Here is a 19,646-nt window from a genome sequence, read left to right on the forward strand (position 1 = left end):
AACTGACCTCGCCAAATCAAAAAACGCCCGGCTTGACCCGGGCGTTTTCTCTTGAGTGTTCGGCTTTATTCACCGCCGCCGAAGCGGCGCGACCACCAGCCGGCGCGGCGTGGCGCCGCCGGTGTTTCGCTTGCCGGTTCCGGCACGGGTTCAGCTGCCGGCGGGGCGGCCGGCTCAGGCGCCTGCGCAACCGGGGCTGCGGGCTCGATCGGGCTGCTCGACAGGAAGCTCACCTTTTCCCGGACCGTGGAGCGGCGCCGCGCGGTCTTGTCGTCGGCGGGCTCTTCCTCCGCGGCAACCGCCTGAGGCTGGGCCGGCACCGCCTCGGTCTGCACCTCGGCGCGCCGCTCAGGCTGCGAGACCTCAGGCTCAGCCGTGTGTTCGGCCTGGGCAATCGAGGGCGCAGCCTCGCCGCCGAAGCCGTCGAAATCGGCGACTGCGTCGGAAGCTTCCGACGGCGCATTTGCCGCGAGCTCGTCGCTGATGGAGCCGGCGAGACCGTCCTCGCCGCCACCACGCCGACGGCGTCCGCCGCGGCGACCACGCCGGCGGCGACGGTCACCGCTGCCCTGCTGCTCGCCGCGGGCCGCCTGTTCCTCGCCTTCTTCGCCGTCCTGCTCGGACTCGGCATCCTCTTCGCCTTCGCCGGCCGCAACGGCCGCCTCGGGGAGGGCGGCAGGGCTATCCTCACGCAACTCGCCATCGCGCTGGCCACCGCGGCCGCGCCGGCGACGGCGGCGCTTGCGGCGCTGGCCGTCCTGCTCGGAAGCTGCCTCGCCCGCAGCCTGCTCCTCGGTGAGACCTTCGGTCTCCTCGGTTTCGACCTCGGATTCGAGTTCGGAATCGAATTCCTCGTCGTCATAGGCGTCTTCAACGATTGGCGGCGGGCTTGCTGCCGCCTGCGCCGCCAGCAGCGCCTTGGCGGCTTCCAGCGTATGGACCTGCTCGCCGCGGTCGATGAGATAGGCCTGCGGCCCGCTGACGCTTGCGTCGGCGATGACCGACAGCGTCACCTTGAAGCCGTTCTCGAGATCGCGCAGATGGCCGCGCTTGTGGTTCAGCACATACAGCGCGACGTCGGTGCGGGTGCGGACCACGAGATTGTGGGTCGCGCCCTTCATCAGGATCTCTTCGAGGCCGCGCAGCAGCTGCAGCGCCACCGAGGACACCGAGCGGACATGGCCGGTGCCGCCGCAATGCGGGCACGGATCGGTCGAGCTCTCGAGCACGCTGGCGCGGATGCGCTGGCGCGACATCTCGAGCAGGCCGAAATGCGAGATGCGGCCGACCTGGATGCGCGCGCGGTCCTGCCGCAGGCAATCGGACAGCTTGCGCTCGACCGCACGGTTGTTGCGCTTCTCGTCCATGTCGATGAAGTCGATGACGATCAGGCCGGCGAGGTCGCGCAGGCGAAGCTGGCGGGCGACCTCTTCGGCCGCCTCCAGATTGGTCTTGAGCGCGGTGTCCTCGATATGGTGCTCGCGGGTCGATCGTCCCGAGTTGACGTCGATCGAGACCAGCGCCTCGGTCTGGTTGATCACGATGTAGCCGCCGGAGCGCAGCTGCACGGTCGGCGAGAACATCGCGTCGAGCTGGCTCTCGACGCCCATGCGCGAGAACAGCGGCTGGCCGTCGCGATACTGCTTCACCGCACTGACATTGGCGGGCATCAGCATCTTCATGAAGTCGCGGGCTTCGCGGTAACCGGCTTCACCGGCAACCGAGATCTCGTCGATCTCCTTGTTGTAGAGGTCGCGCAGCGAGCGCTTGATCAGCGAGCCTTCCTCGTAGACGAGGGTCGGGGCCTGCGACTTCAGCGTCAGGTCGCGCACAGTCTCCCACATCCGGATCAGGTATTCGAAGTCGCGCTTGATCTCGGGCTTGGTGCGGGCGGCGCCGGCGGTGCGCAGGATGATGCCCATGCCCTCGGGCACGTCGAGATCCTGCACCACTTCCTTCAGGCGCGAGCGATCCTGAGCGCTGGTGATCTTGCGGCTGATGCCGCCACCGCGGGCGGTGTTCGGCATCAACACGGCATAGCGGCCGGCGAGCGAGAGGTAGGTGGTCAGCGCCGCGCCCTTGTTGCCGCGCTCTTCCTTGACGACCTGCACCAGCATCACCTGGCGGCGCTTGATGACTTCCTGGATCTTGTACTGGCGGCGCGGGCGGAAGGTGCGCTCCGGCACTTCCTCCAGCACGTCGTCGCCGCCGACGGATTCGACGACTTCCTCTTCGGCTTCCTCGCCGTCTTCGTCCTCGTCCTCGTCGTCTTCGCCGGTTGTTTCCGCAGCCTCGGCATGCGGCGCCTCGGCGCTCTCGACCGCAGCATACACGGCATCGGCAGGTTCAGCGGCGGAGGTCACGGCCTCAGCCAGAGCTTCCGCATGCGCTTCGGGGGCGGCAGTCTCCTGCAGCTCGGCGGCGACCACAGGCTCGGCGCCAATCGTTGCGACAGGCGCGGGCGTCTCGTCGGCGTGATCGTGGTCGTGATGATCATGCTCGCCATCGTGACCATGGTCATGATCGTGAGCGTGAAGGTGCCCGTCATCATGGGCATGATGATCGTCGTGATCATGCTCGCCATGATCATGATCGTGGTGATCGTGAGCTTCGTGCTCGCCGTGATGCTCTGTGTCGGCGTGCAGATGCTCGCCTTCGTGCAGGGCGCCCTCGGCGTGCTCCGGCAGCGCCGCGCCTTCGATCGGCTGGGCCGCGGGATCTGCGCCTTCGACGATGTCGCTGCGCACGCGCTCGCCATGACCGCGGCGGCGGGCGTTGCGGTGGCGCGAACGGCGACGGCCGTGGGAGCGGTTCTCGCTCTCTTCCTCGGCCTCGCGATGGGCCTGTTCCTCGGCCTCGATCAGTGCCTGACGGTCGGCGACCGGGATCTGGTAGTAGTCGGGATGGATTTCGCTGAAGGCGAGGAAGCCGTGGCGGTTGCCGCCATATTCGACGAAGGCGGCCTGGAGCGAGGGTTCGACCCTTGTGACCTTGGCGAGGTAGATATTCCCGCGCAGTTGCTTGCGTTGCGCGGTCTCGAAATCAAACTCTTCGACGCGATTGCCGCGGACCACGACGACCCGGGTCTCTTCCGGGTGGGTGGCATCGATCAACATCTTGTTGGGCATGTCTTAACTCTTGGCGGCGGCGGGCGCGATTCACCGTGGGCGCTAGCTGCGCTGCCGGGTGACGCGACGGTCCACCTGATTCGGGGGTGAGGGGAAGGCCGAAACGCCGTCTCTCGCGCCTTGCCGAACCGGAAGCTTCAGGACCAAGGCGGCGCGCGGGATTTTCACTCCGCAGCGTCGCGAATGATCCTTCAGAATTCGTCGGCACAGTCTGGCGCATCAAGCGTCGGCCCGTATGAAACATTGGGCGGCGAGGCCGCCCTTCAATCAGTTGCTGCTGGCCAGGCATGGCGCGAGCGCGCTCGCCTTGAGGATCACGAACCGCTCCCTTGGGATCAAGGGACCGGGTAATGGGTTACGTCGCTGTCAGAACTGTCCCGGTAACGCGAGAGGTAACCCAGGACCGTCCGCCGCCGGCGCTTGACCCGCTCCACCTCGCTGCCGCGCACCGCGCTGGTCTTAGAGGGGAACGGAAAAACGCTGGAATTCCCAAACCTTGAGAGTTCCGGCGCTGCACCGGGAGGCTGAATGCGACACAACCGGAAATATCGGCCGTCAGCATTCCGTACATACGAGGAATGAGCCATCGGTGCAAGGGAGCGTCGCACGGCGGTCACAGTCAGCGAGTTTCGCGTTTCTGTCATTAAGGATCAATTAACCCTGTGGTTCTATTGCGTTAAAAGGGCTGCTCGGAGGCACGGAATCGGTGGCGAGCCGCACAAATCAACGGGTTTTGCTGGGATGCGCACTTCTGTGCGCCGCAGCGTTGCCGTGCGCTGATTCCTCGCGCCTGAGCGCTGCGGAAAGCCAGCCGCAACCCACTGTTGCGGTAGCGAATTTTCCAGTCGCCTCCGCCGCCCGGCTGGCCGGCGACGGCAAGCAGACCCGCTTCATTCTCGACATCGACCAGACCGTTATCTTCCGTGCGGTCACGCTCGCAGACCCGTACCGGGTCGTCGTTGACGTGCCGCAGGTCAATTTTCAGCTGCCCGCGGGCACGGGGGTCGGGGGGCGCGGCCTCGTCAAGGCTTTCCGCTACGGGCTCGTCATGCCCGGCGGCTCGCGAATCGTGTTCGACCTGACGGGACCGGCCCGGATCGCCAATTCCTATGTGCTGGAGGCGGCCAACGGCCAGCCGGCCCGGCTCGTGCTGGAGCTGGAGGAGGTCGACCGGACCGCCTTCGTGCAGTCGCTCGCACCTGAGAACCGCCCCGAGCTGCGACCCACGATCGCCGAGGCGCAGCCTGCAACGGCTCCCGCGACGACAACCCCGGACACGGCGCAGCAGAAGGCCGATGGCCGCCCGGTGGTCGTGATCGATCCCGGCCATGGCGGCATCGACAACGGCACGCAGTCGAGCGGTGAGAGCGAGAAGAACCTGGTGCTGGCCTTTGGACTGGCGCTCCGCGACAAGCTGGAGAAGGCCGGCAAATACCGTGTGGTCATGACGCGGGACGACGACACCTTCATTCCCCTCAATGACCGCACCAAGATCGCCCGGAATCTGAAGGCCGCCTTGTTCGTCTCTATTCACGCTGATGCGCTGCCCCGTGCCGAGGGCGATGCGCAGGGCGCGACCATCTATACGCTGTCCGACAAGGCGTCTGACGCCGAAGCCCAGCGGCTGGCGGACGCGGAAAACCGGGCGGACGCGATCGCAGGCTTCAACCTCGCCGAGGAGCCGACCGACGTCGCCGACATCCTGATCGACCTCACGCAGCGGGAAACCCGCACCTTTTCAAACCGTTTCGCCCGTCTTCTGATGGGCGAGATGAAGTCGACGGTGCGGATGCACAAGCATCCCCTGAAGTCGGCGGGTTTCCGGGTGCTGAAGGCGCCCGACGTCCCCTCGGTGCTGGTCGAGATCGGTTATGTCTCAAATAAGGGCGACCTCGAGCATTTGGTCTCCGAGGGCTGGCGGTCGCGTGCCGTGGGCTCGATGGCGCAGGCGATCGACGGGTTCTTGACCAAGCGGATGGCCACGGCGGGATCGTCAAATTGACGACCGCCGGATCGTCAAATCGACGACCGGGGGATCGTCAAATCGACGACCGGGGGATCGTCAAATCGACGACCGGGGGATCGTCGCAGTGAAAGGGTTTTTCCGTCCCGCCGCAAAAGCCCTAGTTTGGCCACAGCCGGCGCTTTATAAAAATGCCGCAGGGGGTTCCGGAATCGGAGAGAATCCCGCTCGGCAAGCGTCTAAAGTCCGGCACTGATGGTATTGCGTAAGCCGGTGAATTCGTGACGTGAAGATTGGCCCCTGTTTGGGTGCCAAGGGGCTGATACTGAGCTGATCCAGAGATTGAACGGATAAACACATAATGCGCTTGCTGGTGCGGTTCATGGGCTTCCTGTTCGCCGCGGGAACGGTGGTGTTCCTTGTTGGTGTCGGGGCCGTGGCAGGCCTGATCTGGCATTTCTCCAAGGACTTGCCCGACTACTCTCAGCTTCAGGATTACGAGCCGCCGGTGATGACCCGCGTGCACGCGGTCGACGGCTCGCTGCTCGGCGAGTACGCCAAGGAGCGGCGGCTGTATTTGCCGATCCAGGCGGTGCCGAAGCTCGTGATCAACGCGTTCCTCGCGGCCGAGGACAAGAATTTCTACGAGCATGGCGGCATCGACTACACCGGCATGGCGCGCGCGGGCGTGGTCTACATCCAGAATTACGGCTCGAACCGGCGTCCGCAGGGCGCCTCCACCATCACCCAGCAGGTCGCCAAGAACTTCCTTCTGACCAATGAGGTCTCCTTCGCCCGCAAGATCAAGGAAGCCTTGCTCGCGATGCGGATCGAGAAGACCTACTCGAAGGACAAGATTCTCGAGCTGTATCTGAACGAAATCTATCTCGGTCTGGGTGCCTACGGCATTGCAGCCGCCTCGCTGGTCTATTTCGACAAGTCGGTGAACGAGCTGACTGTGGCGGAAGCGTCCTATCTGGCCGCGCTGCCGAAGATGCCGGCGACGCTGCATCCGGTCCGCAACCGCGACCGCGCCATCGAGCGCCGCAACTACGTCATCGACCGTCTGGTGGAGAACGGCTGGATCAAGCAGGCCGACGCCGACAAGGCCCGCAAGGAGCCGCTGGCCGTCACCAACCGGTCCAACGGCGCCCACACCTTCGCCGGCGAATATTTTGCCGAGGAAGTCCGCCGCGACATCTTCGAGCGCTACGGCGAGAAGAAGCTGTATGAGGGCGGTCTGTCCGTCCGCACCACGCTGGATCCGAAGATCCAGGTCATGGCGCGCAAGGCCATGGTCTCGGGCCTCGTGAACTATGACGAGCAGCAGGGCTATCGCGGCGCCATGAGCAAGCTCGATATTTCGGGCGATTGGGGCGTCAAGCTCGCCGAGATCAAGTCGCTGTCCGACATCTCGCCGTGGCGCATGGCGGTGGTGCTGGAGACCAGCGACCAGTCGGCGCGGATCGGCTTCCAGCCGAACCGCGAGCTTGGCGGCGCCGTGAGCAAGCAGCGCGAGACCGGCATCGTCACGGTTGACGGCGTGCGGTGGGCGCGAGCCGTGCAGGGCGGAACCAAAGGCAAGACGCCGACGGCGGTGTCGCAGGTGCTGCAGCCCGGCGACGTCATCTATGCCGATCCGCTCTACAAGGATGGCCAGCCGGTCGAGGGCCAGTACCGGTTGCGCCAGATCCCCGAAGTGTCCGGCGCAATGGTGGCGATGGATCCCTGGACCGGCCGCGTGCTCGCCATGGTCGGCGGCTTCTCGTTCGACCAGAGCCAGTTCAACCGCGCCACTCAGGCCTATCGGCAGCCGGGTTCGTCGTTCAAGCCGATCGTCTATTCGGCCGCCCTCGACAACGGCTATACACCCTCGACCGTCGTGCTCGACGCCCCCATCGAAATCGACCAGGGGCAGGGCGCTGGCGTGTGGCGGCCTGAGAACTTCTCTTCGGGCAAATTCCAGGGACCGGTGACGCTGCGCAACGCGCTGCGGCAGTCGCTCAACACCGTGACGGTGCGGCTGGCGCAGGACATCGGCATGCCCCTGATCGGCGAATATGCCCGCCGTTTCGGTGTCTATGACGAACTGCCGAACTATCTCTCCTATGCGCTGGGCGCCGGCGAGACGACGGCGATGCGTATGGTCACGGCGTACTCGATGCTCGCCAATGGCGGCCGCCGGGTGAAGCCGACGCTGATCGATCGCATCCAGGACCGCTACGGACACACCATCTTCAAGCACGACCAGCGTGAATGCCGCGGCTGCGACGCGCCGGGCGGCTGGAAGAACCAGGCCGAGCCGCAGCTGATCGACCGCCGCGAGCAGGTGCTGGACTCCATGACGGCCTATCAGATCACCGAGCTGATGGAAGGCGTGGTGCAGGCCGGTACGGCCACGGTCATCAAGGAAGTCGGCAAACCCGTCGCCGGCAAGACCGGCACCACCAACGAGGCCAAGGACGCCTGGTTCGTCGGCTTCTCTCCCGACGTCGCCGTCGCCATCTATATGGGCTACGACAAGCCGCGTCCGCTGGGTAAAGGCAATGCCGCCACCGGCGGCCATCTGGCCGCTCCCATCGCGCGCGATTTCCTCAAGCTCGCGCTCGCCGACAAGCCCGCCGTTCCGTTCAAGGTGCCTGCCGGCATCAAGCTCGTGCGCGTCGTCTCCAAAACCGGCATGCGCGCCGGCCCCGGCGAGACCGGCGGAACCATTTTGGAGGCCTTCAAGCCGGGCACGGCGCCGCCGGATAATTATTCGGTCATTGGCGTTGCCGACGCTGACGGGCGTGGCGGCGGCATGCCGGCCTCGCAGCAGCAGCAGCCGGATTCCGGCTTCTTCATGCAGCCGGGCACCGGCAGGCTGTACTGAGGCTAGAACAATAGGGACGTTATTCGCGTCAGCGGTTGCGCTTTGCAGCCGCCGCCGCTACATCCCCCACTCAATTGCACGCGGGATTCCGCGAGACCAGAGAACGACATGCGCGCCGAAATCGAACGGTTGGTAGAAGAGATCAAGCAGTCAGTCGGGCTGCTGAGGAGGCATCTTTGACGTCGAGAAATCGACGGCGCGCCTCGCTGAGCTGAACAAGCTCGCAGAAGATCCCAATCTCTGGAATGATCCCCAGAAAGCCCAGAAGCTGATGCAGGAGCGGACCTCGCTGGAGGATTCGCTCTCGGGCATCGGCAAGGTCGAGCAGGAGCTCGAAGACGACATCGGCATGATCGAGCTCGGCGAGGCCGAGGGCGATGCCGGCGTCGTCGCGGAAGCCGAAGCGGCTCTCAAGAATCTCAAGAAGGAAGTGGCGCGGCGCGAGCTCGAGGCGCTGCTGTCGGGCGAGGCCGACCGGTTCGATTCCTATCTCGAAGTCCACGCCGGCGCCGGCGGCACCGAGAGCCAGGACTGGGCGCAGATGCTGCTGCGGATGTACACGCGCTGGGCCGACACCCACGGCTTCAAGGTCGAGGTGCTGGAAGAGTCCGAGGGCGAAGAGGCCGGCATCAAGTCCGCGACGATCCAGGTCTCGGGCCACAACGCCTATGGCTGGCTGAAGACGGAAGCGGGCGTGCATCGCCTGGTGCGCATCTCGCCGTTCGATTCCAACGCGCGGCGGCACACTTCGTTCTCGAGCGTGCAGGTGTTTCCCGTCATCGACGACAGCATCAAGATCGACATCAAGGAAGCCGACGTCCGCGTCGACACCATGCGCTCCGGCGGCGCCGGCGGTCAGCACGTCAACAAGACCGAATCCGCGGTGCGCCTGACGCACATCCCGACCGGCGTTGCCGTGGTCTGCCAGGCCGGCCGCTCCCAGCACAAGAACCGGGCGCAGGCGTGGGACATGCTGCGCGCACGCCTTTACGAAATCGAGCTGAAGAAGCGCGAGGAGAAGGCTGCCGCCGATCAGGCCGCCAAGACCGATATCGGCTGGGGCCACCAGATCCGCTCCTACGTGCTGCAGCCCTACCAGATGGTGAAGGATCTGCGCACGGGGGTGCAGACCTCCGACACATCGGGCGTGCTCGGCGGCGACCTCGACGACTTCATGGCCGCGACGCTGGCGCAGCGCGCCTTCGGCACCACGAGCGGCGACATCGAGGACGTGGACTAGCCATGCCCCGCGTCGCCTTCATCGGGCTTGGACGGATGGGCCACGGCATGGCCGGCCGCTATCTCGATGCCGGCTTCACGGTGACGCTGTGGAATCGCAGCAAGGCCAAGGCGGAAGATCTGATCGCGCGCGGCGCGCATTGGGCGACCTCTCCGGAGGACGCCGCGATCGACGCCGACGCGGTCGTCACCATGGTGGCCGACGACGAGGCTTCGCGCGCGGTCTGGCTCGGGCCGCAAGGCGCCGCCAAGACGGCGAAATCAGGCACCATCGCGATCGAATGTTCGACGGTCTCCTATGACCATGCCCGCGAGATGGGCCGCGAGCTCAACGCGCGCGGCCTGATCTATCTCGACTGCCCGGTGACGGGCCTGCCGGATGCGGCGGCCGCGGGAAAGCTGACGTTGCTGGTCGGCGCAGATGGCGCCGATCTCGAGCGTGCCCGCCCGTTCCTCGAGCCGATCGGCGCGACCATCCGCCATTTCGGCGCGGTCGGATCCGGCACCGTCTACAAGCTCATCAACAATCTCATGGGCGCGATCCAGATCGCCGGCCTTGCCGAGGGGCTCGCGATCGCCGAGCAGGCCGGGCTCGACATGAAGCTCGTGCTGGACTCGATCCAGGCGGGCGTTGCCGCAAGCCCGCAGGTGCAGCGGCATTCGAAGCGCATGGTCGCCCGCGACTTCAGCGGCGCGACGTTCACGGCAGCGCTGCGGCACAAGGACGCCGCTTACGCCGTGCGGCTCGCCGAAAGCCTCCTGGCCGACAAGCCGCTGGTCTCGCGCGCGGCGGTGGAAGCCTACGCGCAGGCCAAGGCCGCGATGCCTGACGACGACGAAGGCAAGATGATCGAGCTGGTGTCGCGGCCGAAGAAGCCGTCCTAGCCGGTCGCATCCACATGGGGCAGCCTCGTTCGGAACGCGGTCTCGGCATTGCCCTCGTCGTCGCCGCTGCGATTGCGTGGAGCACGGCGCCGTTCTTCACGCGCCTTCTGCCGTTTGATCCCTGGACCATTCTGTTCTGGCGCGGCCTGTTCGCCGGCAGCCTGGTCACCATGCTCCTCGTCGTGATGCAAGGCCGCGCCGGGCTGCGGCAGTTGCTAGTGCCGGGGAAGGCAGGCCTGCTCGTGGCCTCATTGTCCGCGATCGGCATGATTTCGTTCATTCCCGCGCTGCAGATGACCGACGTCATGAACGTGGCGGTGCTGATCGCAACACAGCCGTTCGTCGCAGCCGCGCTGGCTTGGCTGTGGCTCAATGAGGCCGCGACATGGCGCACGCTGATCGCGAGCCTGATTGCCTTTGCCGGCGTGGTGATCACGGTCGGCGGTGTGCAAGCCGGTGCCGATCGCGGTGGCATCGCGCTCAGTTGCCTGATGGTGCTCGCCATCTCCACCATGACGGTGGTGGTCCGGCGCCATCGCGAGACGTCGATGGTGGCGGCAGCCGCGCTGTCGAATTTCATCGGAAGCCTCGTCAGCCTTCCATTCGCCCATGACATCGCTCATGTCGGCGGCAACGGCCTCGCGATCCTTGCGATGTTCGGCTGCCTTCAGGTCGCGCTGGGCTTGACCTTCTACATGCTCGGCTCGCGACTGCTGCCGTCAGGGCAGGCTTCCCTGATCGCGACGCTGGAAACGCCGCTGATGCCGTTCTGGATCTGGGTTGCCTTCCGCGAGATACCCGCCGTCCACGCGCTCATTGGCGGCGCGTTGGTGATTGGGGCGGTAGTTGCGGATATCGCGGGCGATCGCCAGTCACGGGGATGATCTCGAGCAATTTTGTCGGAAACCGGGTGGCGAGATTTTCCGCTTTGTCCTAGGCGAGCAGCCGCGCCGAGGTGAAACGCATGCCCCCAACCGACAACAGGATCGACGCGCGCGACTGGTCGCTGCTCGCGGTGCTCTCCGTTCTCTGGGGCGGCTCGTTCTTCTTCAACGGTGCCGCCTTGCGTGAATTGCCGCCGTTGACGCTGGTGTTTTTGCGGGTCGCGCTCGGGGCGGCCATTCTGCTGCCGCTGCTGCGCATGCAGGGGATCAGCTTTCCCAGAGGCACGACGGGCTGGAAGCCGTTCGTTGCTATCGGGTTGCTCAACAATGTCATTCCATTCTCGCTGATCGTGGCCGGGCAGACTTTCATCCCGAGCGGACTCGCGTCGATCCTGAATGCGACGACACCGCTGTTTACGGTGGTCGTGATGGCCGCGGCGGGCGAAGAGGCCTTGCAGCTGCTGCGCGTGGCCGGTGTGGGGCTCGGCCTTGCGGGTGTGATCATCCTGCGCGGATGGGGAATCGAGACGAGGTCGGGGCAGGGGCTTGGCATCCTGCTCTGCCTTGGCGGAGCCTTCAGCTATGGATTCGCCGCACTGGCAGCGCGGCGAATGCTGAAGGACTCTCCGCCGCTGGGCACGGCGACGTTTCAGCTGATGGCATCGACGGTGATGATGGCAATCATCGCTGGCGTGGTGGAGCAGCCATGGCGCCTCGCAGTGCCGGGTGTCGCGACATGGTCCGCGGTGCTTGGCCTTGCGGCCCTGTCGACGGCGCTCGCCTACATCGTCTTCTTTCAGATCATACGGCGCTCCGGTGCGACCAATGTCATGCTGGTGACGCTGCTCATTCCCGTCACCGCCATCCTGCTGGGATGGCTGGTGCTGGGGGAGCCGATCTCGATGCGCGAGATCGCAGGCGCCATCGTCATTGGCAGCGCGCTGCTCGTGATCGACGGACGCATTTTGAACCTGCTGCGGCGCAGCGAGTAAATTCCGGATTCGCGGTTTCATCTCGCGGAAAATCGAAGCGCTTGCCAGCCGCGAACGGCCTTGCGACACTCCCCACAAAACAAGACTATAAAACAGGGGAGAGACCGATGCCGGGTCGTCGCAAAAACCTTGCTGCCCTCGTCATGCTTGCTGCCGGAGTGCTCATCACGACACCGGTCTCGGCGCAGAAAAAATACGACCCCGGCGCCAGCGACACCGAAATCAAGATCGGCAACATCATGCCCTATAGCGGGCCGGCGTCGTCCTACGGTGTGATCGGCAAGACCGAGGCCGCCTATTTCAGGATGATCAACGATCAGGGCGGGATCAACGGCCGCAAGATCAACTTCATCAGTTATGACGACGCCTATTCGCCGCCGAAGGCGATCGAGCAGGCGCGCAAGCTGGTCGAGAGCGACGAGGTGCTGCTGATCTTCCAGCCGCTCGGCACGCCCTCGAATTCCGCGATCATGAAATACATGAACGCCAAGAAGGTGCCGCAGCTGTTCGTCGCGTCCGGCGGCACCAAGTTCGGCGACCCCAAGAACTTCCCGTGGACCATGGGCTTCCAGCCCAACTACCAGAGCGAAGGACGCATCTACGCCAAGTACATTCGCGATCATTTCCCGAGCAGCAAGATCGCCGTCTTCTGGCAGAATGACGACGCCGGCAAGGACCAGTTCAAGGGCCTGAAGGACGGGCTCGGCGACAAGGCCAGCATGATCATCGCCGACAAGTCCTACGAGGTCAGCGATCCCTCGATCGACTCGCAGATCGTCGCCCTGCACGATTCCGGTGCGGACATCTTCTTCTCATGGGCCGCGCCGAAAGGCTCGGCGCAGGCGATCCGGAAGGTCGGCGAGCTCGGCTGGAAGCCAAAATTCTTCCTGGCCAACACCGCGACCTCCGTCGCCTCGGTACTCAAGCCGGCCGGGCTCGACTACTCCAAGGACATCATCTCGACCATCTATCTGAAAGATCCGACCGACCCGGCCTGGGACAAGGATCCGGCCGTGGTGAAATGGCGGGAGTTCATGGACAAATATTATCCCGATGGCGACAAGACCAATTCCAACAACGTCTACGGTTATGTCCAGGCCGAGGCGATGGCGCAGGTGCTGAAGCAATGCGGCGATAATCTCACCCGCGAAAACGTCATGAAGCAGGCGGCAAACCTGAAGGACTATCACACCGACCTGATGCTGCCGGGCATCATGGTCAACACCTCACCGGACGATTATTTCCCGATCGAGCAGATGCAGCTGATGCGCTTCAACGGGCAAGCCTGGGAGCTGTTCGGCGACGTCATCACCGGCGAGGTCGGCCACGAGCGCAGCCAGTGATGATGTACAGTCGCCTTTTGTCGCGGGCTTAGCCCGCGCTGAGACGCACGCCGGCGCGGAGGAACTTCTGCGGATCGACCGCTTCGCCCTCGATGCGGGTCTCGTAGTGCAGATGCGGACCGGTGGAGCGACCGGTCGACCCGACCAGACCGACGACCTGGCCGATCTTCACGGTCTCGCCGACCCTGACGTTGATCTCGGAGAGATGGCCGTAACGGGTCGAAAGTCCGTTGCCGTGGTCGACCTCGACCATGCGGCCGTAACCGCCGGACCAGCCGGCCGACACCACCTTGCCGTTGGCGGTGACGCGAACCGGATCGCCGGTGGCAGCGCGGAAATCGAGCCCGGTATGCATCGCGGGCCGGCCGAGGAAGGGATCGCTGCGGACGCCGAAGCCGGAGGTGAACTCGACCTCGCCGATGACGGGCTTGCGGTAGGGCACCAGCGCCAGCGTGCGGTTGAGACGGTCCATCTCGGCGCGCGTGGTGTTGATGCGATAGAGCTGCTTCTCGAACGGTCCGGCGTTGGCCGTCAGTTTGACCGGCACGAACGGACCACCCATCGCGGTGCGCGGCACGGCGGATTCGAGATTGGCGAGATTCAGGCCGAGATCGCTGACGACGCCGCGCATCCGGCGCATCCGTGAATCCATGCCTTCCTCGACGGCGCTGAGCGCCGCCATCTGGCGCCGTTCAACCTGGTCGAGCGAGGTCGTGAGCCGGACCAGGACGTTGTCGAAACCCTGATTCTTGGCGAATTGGCTGGTCGGGGGCGCTGCGACAGTGGGTGCGCGCGATTCCAGGCGGGCCTCACGGTCCGGAGGCGCCACGAAGATCACGGTGTCGCTGATCGGCGAGGGTTTAGGCGTGCTCTGGCTCGAATCGCCGCGCTGGGGCGTCGCACGCGGAATCGAGCCGGTTACATCAGGCATGGCTCCGAGCGCCGTCGCCCGGGACTCCAGCGCCGTCTGGCGCTTCATGATCTGGTCGAGTTTCTGGTCGAACTGTTCCTGGTCGAGCAACTGGCGGCTGGTGGTGCGGTCGACCTTGGCGCGCAGCTCGGCGATACGGTCCTCATAGGCGTATTGCATCTCGGCCTGGCGGGCGATCAGCCGGGTCAGGACGTCGTCACGGAAAGCGAAATAGGTAGCGGTTGCCGCCGACCAGAGACCGAGCAGCACCACCGTGCCAACCACGATCCAGAACACCACGGGCCCGAAGCGAACCTGCTTGCCGGCATGGACGATGGTGTAGGCGTCGTCGGTCGCGGGAAGGGGAATCGCTGCGGTTGCCGCGGGGGCAGGACGGCGTTGGGAGGCCCGTCCGCGGTCGTGAGGATGATGTTGGGCGTACTGCGAGTATTGGGCAGAACTTTTCGACATCGGCACTCCCGCGCCGGTCGGATGAGTCCGTACGGCCTAATTGCCGCAGCAATCTGGGCGGTCATGGTTAATTTTCCGGAAACGGGAACGCGCGAATTTAAAGGACTGGTTAAAGACTTCTTGCCGCTTCCAGCACCTCGTCGGCATGACCGTCGACCCGGACATTGCGCCAGATCCTGGCCAGTTTGCCATCGGCCCCGACCAGTATCGTGGTGCGAAGAATCCCAAGGAAGCTCTTGCCATACATGGACCTTTCGCCCCAGGCGCCATAGGCTTCCAGCAACTGGTGCGTCTCATCCGAGATCAGGGGGATACCGAGCTTGTGCTTGTCGCGAAATTTCTCCTGAGCCTTTAACGGATCGGCGGAGACGCCGAGCACGGCAGTGTCGGCAGCCGCGAAGGCACCGGCGAGGCGAGTGAAGTCGATCGCCTCCCGGGTGCACCCCGGGGTGTCGGCGCGGGGGTAGAAGAACAGGACGAGCTTTCGGCCGGCATAGTCCGCCAATGTGACGACCTCGCCGCCGTCGCGGGGCAGGCGGAAGGCGGGGGCCTTCTGGCCCTCGGTCAGGCCCGACTTCGCCTTGGCGGGCGGAGACACCGATTTGGAGGAATTTAACTGTTTCGATGCGGCCGTATGTGATCCTGCTTTTGCTAAGGTCCCGGTTGATTTGCTCGCCGGTGTCCGCGGCGTTTTCGCGGACTTTGTCGGAGTAGAGGCCCGCGTTTTCGGGGTCTGCTTTTTAGCCGTCGGACTGCCGGAGGGCGTTTTGGACGATTTCGTTCGGGATTTCTTGGACATACGCCTTCCTTTCGACGCTTTCGGCGGGTCAACCGAAACGGTATTGCAGCTCTCGTCCGGTGTGCCGGAATCGCGCCCTCGGCTGGGCAAGTCTGGCGGCGCCGGAGTATGGTTACAAGGAATTCCACGCACCACCCCACTGCTCGTTGAACGCGCTCCCGGGGCGAAATGACGAACAGCAGGAATATTCGAGGTATGGCGGCAATGCCGGCGCAGGGAGCTTCGCTTCCCGCGGACGGCTGCGGTCCCGGCGGCGCTCAATCCTATGACGGGCGCCTGTATCGAGAGGCAATGGCAAGGAATAAGTCGCCCCAGGATTATAATCGGGACTTCGATCGGCGCGGCGTTCAGCAACAGCCGCAGGAATGGGACGACGCCGATTGGGATCCGGATCAGGAGGCGGCCGCGGGCCATCGCGCGCGCCGGCTGCTGTCGCGTTCCAATTCGGGCTTTCATCGCTTCGGTGACGGGTTTGGGGCGCTACGCCGCTGGCTGGCTGCCGATCGCTGGCTAAAGCGCGTCGTCCTTGTCGTCGGGACTCTCGCCGTCATCTTCATCGGCTGCTTCGGCGCGCTGTGGTGGCGGCTCGGTGCCGGCCCCATCAATCTCGACATTGCAACGCCATGGCTGGCGGCCGCGATCGAAGACAATATCGGTCACGGCAACACGGTTGAGATCGGAGGCACCCAGATCGAGCGCGCCGGCCGGGTCCGCATCGCCGTCCGCATCCGAGACATCATCGTCCGCGATCGCGATCACGCCATCGTTGCCAGCGCGCCGAAGGCTGAAGTGAAGCTATCGGGTGCGGGCCTCTTGATGGGTCACCTGCGCGCCGAGAGTCTCAATCTGGTCGATGCTGAACTCGCGATCCGCATCGCGCCCGACGGTACCGTCACCGTGTCCGCCGGCGATACCGCAAAGCCGCTGGCAACCGGCGTCGCCTCGAAGAAGGACGCGGGTCTGCCGCCGACATTCCCGCGCAACGGTGTCCCGCCGCCGCCATTCGCCACGGGGCCCGCGAGCCAGGATCCATCCCAAGCCGCCTCTCAAGGCCCGCCTCAGGCGACGGCACAAAGCGGCATCCTTCAGGGCCTCGACTGGCTCGACAGTCTGAGCATGACCGGCCTCGACGGCCAGAATCTCAACGAGATCGGCCTGAAGAACGGCAATCTGATCGTCGACGATCAGCAGCGCGGCAGCAAATGGTCGTTTGAGAACATCACGCTCAGCCTGCGTCGGCCGAGCCGGGGTGGCGTCACGCTCAGCCTGGGCGAAGAGGGCGCGCGTCCGTGGATGCTGCGCGCCACGATCGGGCCTGCCGAGAACGGCGTGCGCTCGGTCGACATCAAGGCCGACAAGGTCTCGACCTCCAACATCCTCCTGGCACTGCGGGTCAAGGATCTCACCTACACCGCCGACCTGCCGCTGACGGGCGAGCTCAAGGGCGAACTCGGCCGCGATGGCGTGCCGACCTTCTTCCGCGGCAAGATCGCGGTCGGCGCCGGCAATATCATCGACACCGACACGCCGGACTATCCGATGGCGATCGACCAGGCCGAGATCAACGTCGAGTGGGACGCCAATCGGCGGGTGCTGGTGGCACCGTTCAAAATCCTGTCGGGCGCGAACCGCCTGACGCTTCTGGCTCATCTGGAGCCGCCCAACGGCACCATCAATGACTGGCAGCTCGGCTTCAGCGGCGGTTCGATCCTGCTCGGCGGCATCGACAACGAGCCGCCGCTCGTCTTCAACCGCATCGCGATCGGCTTCCGCTTCGACACCGACCACAAGCGCCTCTTGCTGACGCAGGCCGACATCAGCAATGGCGAGATCGGCGTTGCCGGCACGGGTGCGATCGACTATTCCGGCGAGCCGCGGCTGACGCTGGGCTTTGCGGGAACGCCGATGTCGGCCTCCGCGCTGAAGCGGATGTGGCCGACGCTGGTCGTTCCCGAGTTGCGCGAATGGGTGATCGAGCGGATCGAGCGCGGTACGCTCCAGCGCATCGAGATCGGCGTCAATTCGCCGACGAAGAACTTGCCGCGCAAGGGCCCGCCCATTCCCGACGACGGCCTCTCGGTCAACATCGTCGCGAGCGGCGTCGCGGTCCGTCCCGTGGACGGCATGCCCGTTGTGCACGATGCCGATCTGAAGGCGCGCGTGACCGGCCGCACCGCGACCGTGACCATCGGGCAGGGCATTGCCGATACGCCCGCCGGCCGTAAGGTCACGATTTCCGATTTCGTCTTCGAGGTGCCGGATATGGCGCCCAAGCCGTCGCCGTCGCGGACCAGGTTCCGCGTCGACGGACCCGTGCCTGCGGCGGCCGAGATGCTCTCGAATGATCGCCTGAGTGATCTGTCATCGACCGTCGTCGATCCCAACACCAGCAAGGGGACGTTCACGGCGAACATCCAGCTCGGCCTGCCGGTCAAGGGCGAGCTGACCAAGGCGGACACGACCTACGCCGTCACCGCCGATCTCAACGGTTTTGCCGCCGACAAGCTGGTGATGAACCAGAAGCTGGAGGCCAACAGCCTCAAGATCGTCGCGAGCAACACGGGTTATCAGGTCAAGGGCGACGTCAAGATCAACGGGCAGGCGGCCTCGCTCGACTATCGCAAGCCCGCCGAGGGCGACGCGGATGTCAGGTTGCAGGCGACGCTGGACGATGCGAGCCGGGCGCGCCTGGGATTCGATCTCAGCCCCGCCGTCAGCGGATCGTTGCCGATCAAGCTGTCGGGCAAGATCGCCGGCAGCCCCGATCAGACGACGAAGCTCGGCGTTGAGGCCGACCTGACCTCGGTCAAGCTCGACAACATCCTGCCCGGCTGGGTCAAGCTGCCCGGCAAGTCGGGCAAGGCCAGCTTCAAGGTCGTGCCGACCGCGCAATCGACGCGTCTGGAAGACATCGTCATCGAAGGCGGTGGCGCCTCGATCAAGGGCTCGCTCGAGGTCGACGCGAACGGCGATCTCATGAACGCGAACTTCCCGACCTATTCGCCGTCCGATGGCGACAAGGCGTCGCTGAAGGTGGAGCGCAGCCAGGATGGCGTCATCAAGGGCACGATGCGCGGCGACGTGTTCGACGGTCGCGGCTTCCTGAAGTCGGCGATCTCCGGCAATTCCAAGGACGACAAGAACAAGATGAAGAACGTCGATTTCGACATCGACGTGAAGCTCGGCGCCGTCGCCGGTTTCAACGGCGAGGCGATGCGCAGTGTCGATGCCAAGATGTCGAAACGCAATGGTGCCATCAAGGCGTTCACGCTGAGCGGCAAGGTCGGCAAGGACACGCCGGTGGCGGCTGACCTGCGCGGCGGCCGTGCGCAGGGCAACCGCGAGGTGATCTACCTCCAGACCAACGATGCCGGCGCGCTGCTGCGGTTCACCGACACCTACACCAAGGCGGTCGGCGGCCAGATGGTGGTGGCGATGGAGCCGCCGACATCCGAGCCGAACACCTCGCGCGAGGGCCTCATCAACGTCCGCGACTTCACGGTGAAGGGCGAGGCGCAGCTCGAACGCGTCGCCGCTGGCGCGCCCAACGGCACCGGCAACGGCGTCTCGTTCAGTGCGCTCCGCGCCGAGTTCACGCGGCAGAACGGCGCACTGACGGTCCGCGACGGCGTGGTCAAGGGTCCCATGATCGGCGCCACCATCGAGGGCTCGATCGACTATCCCGGCAACCAGGTCTGCATGAGCGGCACCTTCGTGCCGATGTATGGCGTCAACAACATCTTCGGCCAGATCCCGTTGTTCGGCATCTTCCTCGGCGGCGGCAACAATGAAGGGCTGATCGGCGTGACCTATGAGGTCGTCGGCACGCCGGCTGCGCCCGTGATGCGCGTCAATCCGATCTCGGCGATGGCCCCCGGCCTGTTCCGCAAGATCTTCGAGTTCAACACCGGCAAGCAGAACTCGCCGTTCGAGGAATTCCCCTCGCAGTCGAACGACGGTTCGACCGGGTCGACGCGCCAGCTCTCGAGCGGCTGTAGCCTGACACGGCGGTAACCACCCATAGTCCCAAGTGCCCGTCATGCCCGGGCTTGTCCCGCCTGCGCGACCGGAGCGGCTTCGGCTCGGCGAAGGCCGGGCATCCACATTCTTCGTCGCGGCCAAAAACGTAGATGGCCGGGACAAGCCCGGCCATGACGAAT

At 65.1% G+C, this 19,646-nt stretch carries 12 protein-coding genes; 9 read left to right on the forward strand and 3 right to left on the reverse strand.

Going from position 1 to position 19,646, the window contains the following annotated elements; genetic code table 11:
* Positions 1-65: 65 nt before the first annotated feature.
* Complete coding sequence (locus GGD62_RS02165; protein ID WP_312014236.1) at positions 66-2,363, reverse strand: ribonuclease E/G; 2,298 nt, start codon at positions 2,361-2,363, stop codon at positions 66-68.
* 21 nt (positions 2,364-2,384) lie between these two features.
* Here GGD62_RS02165 and GGD62_RS41645 point away from each other — a divergent pair, with 21 nt between their 5' ends.
* From GGD62_RS41645 to GGD62_RS02200, 8 genes are all read left to right on the forward strand, one after another.
* Complete coding sequence (locus tag GGD62_RS41645) at positions 2,385-3,218, forward strand: hypothetical protein (RefSeq protein WP_312014237.1); 834 nt, start codon at positions 2,385-2,387, stop codon at positions 3,216-3,218.
* 616 nt (positions 3,219-3,834) lie between these two features.
* On the forward strand, positions 3,835-5,130 hold the full coding sequence (locus tag GGD62_RS02170) for an N-acetylmuramoyl-L-alanine amidase (protein ID WP_183706936.1): 1,296 nt from the start codon (positions 3,835-3,837) through the stop codon (positions 5,128-5,130).
* A 322-nt stretch (positions 5,131-5,452) separates the two neighbouring features.
* Positions 5,453-7,963 carry a penicillin-binding protein 1A gene (locus GGD62_RS02175; RefSeq protein WP_018323014.1) on the forward strand — a complete coding sequence of 837 codons (2,511 nt, stop codon included), beginning with the start codon at positions 5,453-5,455 and terminating at the stop codon, positions 7,961-7,963.
* Positions 7,964-8,071: 108 nt separating this feature from the next.
* Positions 8,072-9,203, forward strand: a protein-coding gene (gene prfB / locus GGD62_RS02180; RefSeq protein ID WP_183706937.1) for a peptide chain release factor 2 whose coding sequence is annotated in 2 segments (ribosomal slippage) — positions 8,072-8,140 and positions 8,142-9,203 — 1,131 coding nt in all. Because the reading frame shifts where the segments join, the coding sequence is not laid out codon by codon here.
* A gap of 2 nt (positions 9,204-9,205) precedes the next feature.
* Positions 9,206-10,087, forward strand: a complete 882-nt coding sequence (locus GGD62_RS02185; RefSeq protein ID WP_183706938.1) for an NAD(P)-dependent oxidoreductase — start codon at positions 9,206-9,208, stop codon at positions 10,085-10,087.
* A gap of 14 nt (positions 10,088-10,101) precedes the next feature.
* Positions 10,102-10,971, forward strand: a complete 870-nt coding sequence (locus tag GGD62_RS02190; RefSeq protein WP_183706939.1) for a DMT family transporter — start codon at positions 10,102-10,104, stop codon at positions 10,969-10,971.
* Positions 10,972-11,051: 80 nt separating this feature from the next.
* Positions 11,052-11,963, forward strand: coding sequence for a DMT family transporter (locus GGD62_RS02195; RefSeq protein ID WP_183706940.1), 912 nt, complete (start codon positions 11,052-11,054; stop codon positions 11,961-11,963).
* A 107-nt stretch (positions 11,964-12,070) separates the two neighbouring features.
* Positions 12,071-13,306, forward strand: coding sequence for an ABC transporter substrate-binding protein (locus tag GGD62_RS02200; RefSeq protein ID WP_183706941.1), 1,236 nt, complete (start codon positions 12,071-12,073; stop codon positions 13,304-13,306).
* Between the two features lie 28 nt (positions 13,307-13,334).
* Here the strand turns inward: GGD62_RS02200 and GGD62_RS02205 are convergent, their stop codons facing one another.
* On the reverse strand, positions 13,335-14,687 hold the full coding sequence (locus GGD62_RS02205) for a M23 family metallopeptidase (protein WP_026202863.1): 1,353 nt from the start codon (positions 14,685-14,687) through the stop codon (positions 13,335-13,337).
* A gap of 109 nt (positions 14,688-14,796) precedes the next feature.
* A complete protein-coding gene (locus GGD62_RS02210) occupies positions 14,797-15,486 on the reverse strand; it encodes a peroxiredoxin (RefSeq protein ID WP_183706942.1) in 690 nt (229 codons plus the stop codon).
* A gap of 204 nt (positions 15,487-15,690) precedes the next feature.
* Between GGD62_RS02210 and GGD62_RS02215 the strand changes: the two genes are divergently transcribed.
* Complete coding sequence (locus GGD62_RS02215) at positions 15,691-19,500, forward strand: DUF3971 domain-containing protein (protein WP_183707577.1); 3,810 nt, start codon at positions 15,691-15,693, stop codon at positions 19,498-19,500.
* Positions 19,501-19,646 lie beyond the last annotated feature (146 nt).

Source organism: Bradyrhizobium sp. ERR14 (assembly GCF_014198235.1).
Taxonomy (GTDB): Bacteria; Pseudomonadota; Alphaproteobacteria; order Rhizobiales; family Xanthobacteraceae; genus Bradyrhizobium.